The organism is Ideonella sp. P3_A4, from assembly GCF_056403075.1.
In genome coordinates, this window is the sequence record NZ_JBFUGE010000600.1 from 1 (window position 1) to 3,597 (window position 3,597).

A 3,597-nucleotide genomic window follows, 5' to 3' on the forward strand; every position below is an offset into this window, starting at 1 on the left:
ACCTCCGACGTCCCCTTCTTCGACGCCCTGCCCACCGTGGCCAGCGTGACCGGGCAGTTCCTGCTCGGCCGCAAGCTGATCGAGAATTGGTCCGTCTGGCTGGCGGTGAACGTCGTCAGCATCGGTCTGTTCGCCTACAAGGCGCTGTGGCTGACGGTGATCCTTTACGCGATCTTTGCTCTGCTCTCCGTTGCCGGCTGGCGCGCCTGGGCGCGCCTTGAGGGGCACGTCGATGCGCGGCACTGAGCCCCCCTGGATCTTCGCCATCGTCGGCGCAGAAAGTACCGGCAAAAGCACCCTCGCCGAAGCGCTGGCTTTGCGGCTGGCCGAGGCCACCGGCTGGCGCTGCACCTGGGTGCCTGAAGTGCTGCGCGAATGGTGCGAGCGCGAAGGCCGCACACCGGCGGTCCATGAGCAAGAAGCCATCGCCGCCGAACAGGGCCGCCGCGTCGACGCCGCAGCCGCCGAGCACGACATCGTGATCTGCGACACCACGCCACTGATGACCGCCGTCTACCACCGCCAGGTGTTCGGCGACAGCTCGATGGACGACGGTGCGCTTGACTGGCAGCGCCGCCGCTGCACGCTGACCTTGCTGACGGCGCTCGACCTGCCCTGGCAAGCCGACGGTCTGCAGCGCGACGGCGCGCACGTTCGCGAGCCCGTCGATGCGACGCTGCGAACGCTGCTGATCCAGGCCGGCCTGCCCTTTGTGGTGGTGGGGGGTCTGGGCGAAGCGCGCGTCGAAGCTGCGCTCGATGCCGTCGCGCCTTTCTTGCGCCAAGCCAAGAAGGCGCCGCCCGCCCCCGGCCTCTTCAGCCGCCTGGCCGCACGCGACGCCGCCCAGCCCGAATGGCGCTGGGTCTGCGAGACCTGCGATGTGCCGGACTGCGAGCACGCCGCGCGGCAACTGCGGCGGCAACGCCCCTAGCCTCGTCAGCCATTTCTCGTGAGGCCAGGTGGCCATCACTCGCCAAGAGTGGTCCGCATATCTGACGAGTTACATCCTGGCGTCAAGTGACCCAGGTCATACAACCAATCACTTCTCTCGTTGGCACTCACAGCTCCAGCGCATCGACCTGTGCGCCGGAAAGGCAATTCCCGCCATTGCAGATGCCATTTCAACGAGGAAAGTTCATGAAACTACGAGCAAAGGCCATCGGCGCACTGATCGCCGCGGCCGCCTGTGGCGCAGCCACGGTTTCCATGGCCGCCAACGAGCCGATCCAGCCCATCGTGCGTCCGGAGAAGATCGATCAAGGCATGGCCGAACTGGGCAAGAAGCTGTACTTCGAGCCCCGCTTGTCCAAGTCTGGCTACATCTCCTGCAACTCGTGCCACAACCTCTCGATGGGCGGCACCGACAACGTGCGCTCTTCGATCGGCCACCAATGGCACGAGGGCCCGATCAACGCGCCCACGGTGCTGAACTCCAGCTTCAACATCGCGCAGTTCTGGGACGGCCGCGCAGCCGACCTGAAAGCCCAGGCCGGCGGCCCGATCGCCAACCCCGGCGAGATGGGCTTCAGCCACACCATGGCGGTGGACGTGCTGCGCTCGATCCCGCAGTACGTGAACGAGTTCGGCCACGTGTTCAAGAAGAAGCCACTGGACATCGACCAGGTGACCCTCGCAATCGCCGAATTCGAAAAGACCCTGGTCACGCCAAATTCACGCTTCGACCAGTGGCTCAAGGGCAATGGCAAGGCGCTCAACACCCAGGAGCTGGCCGGCTATCGCCTGTTCAAGGACAGCGGCTGCGTGGGCTGCCACAACGGCGTGGCCGTGGGCGGCAACTCGTTCCAGAAGATGGGCCTGGTGGCGCCCTTCACCAGCCAAAGCAAAGCCCAGGGCCGGTTCGAAGTCACCGGCAATGAAGCCGACAAGTACTACTTCAAGGTGCCCACGCTGCGCAACATCGAGCTGACCTATCCGTACTTCCACGACGGTTCGGCGGCCACGCTGCACGAAGCTGTCGAGGTGATGGGCCGGGTGCAACTGGGGCGCAACTTCAGCGCTGACGAAAACGACAAGATCGTCGCCTTCCTGAAAACACTCACCGGTGACCAGCCCGCGGTGGTGCTGCCGGTGTTGCCACCATCGGTCGATCAAACGCCGCGCCCGCAGCCTTTCAACTGACCCTCATCGCCTCTGCACTGAACATCACCTGAGGGGTCCTTCCCACCCACTCACTGTCCTGAGAACAGGTGGTCCCGGCAAGGAGCGGATGGACTGCCAGACATCGGAGCCTTGGGCTCCCACTGCGCGCGGCACACCGGCCATGCCCGGCGCAGCTTCACCACTGCGCGCGTTGCTGCCAGCGCGGCGAGCAACTCAGCCCGCAGCCGCTATTGCAGCGAAGCGGATGCCGGCGGCTGGTCGCGCCCAGGCGTGAAAAGCTCGCCCACGTCGACCGCATCGAAGTGGTACTGCTGGCCGCAGAAGTCGCAGCCGATCTCGATGTCGCCGCGCTCGGCGAGGATCGATTCCGCCTCTTCGCGCCCCAGCCCGTTGAGCATCGCTCGCACCCGCGGACGCGAGCACGAGCAGGCGAAGCCCGGCACCAGCGGCTCGAAGCGCAGCACCTGCTCTTCCCAGAACAAACGGCGCAGGATCGTGTCGGCGTCCAGCGTCAGCAACTCTTCGGAAGTCAGCGTCGCAGCCAGGTGGGCGATCCGGTTGAAGCCTTCGGACTGGCCAATCATGTCTTCATTGGCCACGTTGATGCCGGACAGGTTGTTCTCACCCTGGATCGGCAACCGCTGGATCAGCAAACCAGCCGCCACCTCGTCGTTGGCCGCCAGCACCAGCCGCGTGTCCAGCTGCTCGGACTGCAGCATGTAATGCTCCAGCACCTGCGACAGCTGCTGCAGCGGCTCGCGCTGGTCACCGTGCAGCGGCACCACGCCCTGGTAGGGCTGCTGCCCTGGCAGGCGATCCTGCGGGTCCAGCGTGATTGCGCAGCGGCCCTTGCCGTGCACGTTCAGCATCGCCTCCAGCTTGGCGCTGTCTGGCACCTCACCGATCACCTTGGCGGTCGCGCGAAAGGTCAGGTCCGAGCGCGCTTCGGCCACCGCCAGCTTGACCGGCCCGTCGCCAAAGACTTGCAGGATCAGCGAGCCGTTGAACTTGATGTTGGCCTGCATCAGCGTGGCCGCGGCGGCCATCTCGCCCAGCAGCGCACGCACCGGCGGCGGGAACGGGCCCACCGTCTCGCGCCGGGTGAGCGACTCGCGCCAGCCGTCGGTCAGCCGGACCAGCATGCCGCGCACCGGCAGGCCTTCGAACAGGAACTTGTGCAATTCATCCATGAGGGAACTTCTTCAAAGTTTTTTCAGGTGCAGGCGATGCCGGCGCGCGTTGTCGACATAGTGCGCAGCGCTCATCTTCAGCCGCTCGATCTGCTCGGGTGTCAGCTCGCGCACAACCTTCGCCGGGCTGCCGACGATCAGCACGCCGTCCGGGAATTCCTTGCCTTCGGTGACCAGCGCGCCAGCGCCGACGATGCTGTTCTTGCCGATGCGCGCACCATTCAGGATCACCGACTGGATGCCGATCAGCGAGCCGTCTCCCACCGTGCAGCCGTGCAGCGTCACC

The 3,597-nt window shown here is 65.7% G+C and carries 5 protein-coding genes; 3 read left to right on the top strand and 2 right to left on the bottom strand.

The window, feature by feature from the left end; translation table 11 throughout:
• The 3 genes from pnuC to AC1DYI_RS29640 form a co-directional block, all read left to right on the top strand.
• On the top strand, window positions 1–246 hold a 246-nt coding region (gene pnuC, locus AC1DYI_RS29630; protein ID WP_477207704.1), incomplete at its 5' end, for a nicotinamide riboside transporter PnuC.
• On the top strand, window positions 233–931 hold the full coding sequence (locus AC1DYI_RS29635; RefSeq protein ID WP_477207705.1) for an AAA family ATPase: 699 nt from the start codon (window positions 233–235) through the stop codon (window positions 929–931). The genes pnuC and AC1DYI_RS29635, both read left to right, overlap by 14 nt.
• Window positions 932–1,137: 206 nt before the next feature.
• The gene (locus AC1DYI_RS29640; RefSeq protein ID WP_477207706.1) at window positions 1,138–2,139 is read left to right on the top strand and encodes a cytochrome-c peroxidase; all 1,002 of its coding nucleotides are present in this window, start codon (window positions 1,138–1,140) and stop codon (window positions 2,137–2,139) included.
• 209 nt (window positions 2,140–2,348) lie between these two features.
• Here the strand turns inward: AC1DYI_RS29640 and hslO are convergent, their stop codons facing one another.
• Together hslO and AC1DYI_RS29650 are read right to left on the bottom strand one after the other, a co-directional pair.
• A complete protein-coding gene (gene hslO, locus AC1DYI_RS29645) occupies window positions 2,349–3,311 on the bottom strand; it encodes an Hsp33 family molecular chaperone HslO (RefSeq protein WP_477207707.1) in 963 nt (320 codons plus the stop codon).
• A gap of 12 nt (window positions 3,312–3,323) precedes the next feature.
• Window positions 3,324–3,597, bottom strand: a 274-nt coding sequence (locus AC1DYI_RS29650) for a gamma carbonic anhydrase family protein (protein ID WP_477207708.1), incomplete at its 5' end; no start/stop codon positions are given.